Below are 997 nucleotides of genomic sequence, written 5' to 3'. Positions count from 1 at the left end.
GATTAGATTATACAGTAACAGCTGCAAAATCAGGTGTAACATTTACACCGGCTTCAACAGTTTACACAGCAATTGCTGCTAATAAAACGTTGAATTTTACACAAGTTGTTACTCCGGTATATTATACCGTAAGCGGAACAGTTTTAAATGGAGCGACTGCAGTTGCGGGAGTTACAGTTTCAGCAGTTTCTGGCGCTACAACTTTGACAGCTACTTCTAACGCAAGCGGAAATTATACAATTGCAAATTTAGTTGCAGGTTTAGATTACACGGTTACAGCTGTGAAAACTGGTTTAAGTTTTACACCGGCTTCAACTGTTTATACTGCAATTGCTGCAAATAAAACGTTGAATTTTGTACAAGGAGCACCAGTTGTTTATTACACAGTTAGTGGAACAATTTTAAATACTTCAACTCCGGTTTCAGGCGTTACAGTTACAGCTACTTCTACAGGTGGAACTTTTACAGGAGTTTCAAATGCAAGTGGTGTTTATACGATTAGTTTACCGTCTGGTGGTAATTACACCGTAACTGCAGCTTTAACAGGACAAACGTATACACCAGCTTCTACAGTTTATACTAATTTAATAGCTAACAAAACTTTAAACTTCTCACAAGATGTTATTGTAGTTGGAGTAAATAAAATTAGTGGAACAGTTAAAAATGGAGCAAATCTAGTTTCTGGTGCTAAAGTAGAATTGATTTTACCTTGGACAGATATTGCACATTCATATTTAAGCAAAATTGCTATTACAGATGCACAAGGAAAATATAGTTTTGATAATGCTATTTTAGCTGGATATACTACAATTTCAAGTTTAAAATTAAATACTTGGGATAATGGTAACGTAACTTATTTACCATCAAATTTGGCAAACTTTGCTGTTCCGGCAAATGCTACAGTTTATGATTTTAGTACTAGTGTCGTTACACCAACGTATTATACTGTAAGCGGAACTGTTTTAAACGGAAGTACTCCGGTTTCTGGCGCTACAAT

General features: G+C 35.5%; 1 protein-coding gene. It reads left to right on the top strand.

The annotated features are described in order from the left end of the window. Positions 1 to 997: carboxypeptidase-like regulatory domain-containing protein (locus ACHRV5_RS22330; RefSeq protein ID WP_395428329.1), on the top strand; the 997-nt coding region annotated here is incomplete at both ends.

This window comes from Flavobacterium sp. FlaQc-52 (assembly GCF_044007495.1).
In the GTDB taxonomy this organism is placed as follows: domain Bacteria; phylum Bacteroidota; class Bacteroidia; order Flavobacteriales; family Flavobacteriaceae; genus Flavobacterium; species Flavobacterium cupriresistens.
Note: the sequence above shows the minus strand (reverse complement) of the source record. Positions and strands in the feature narration are given on the sequence as shown.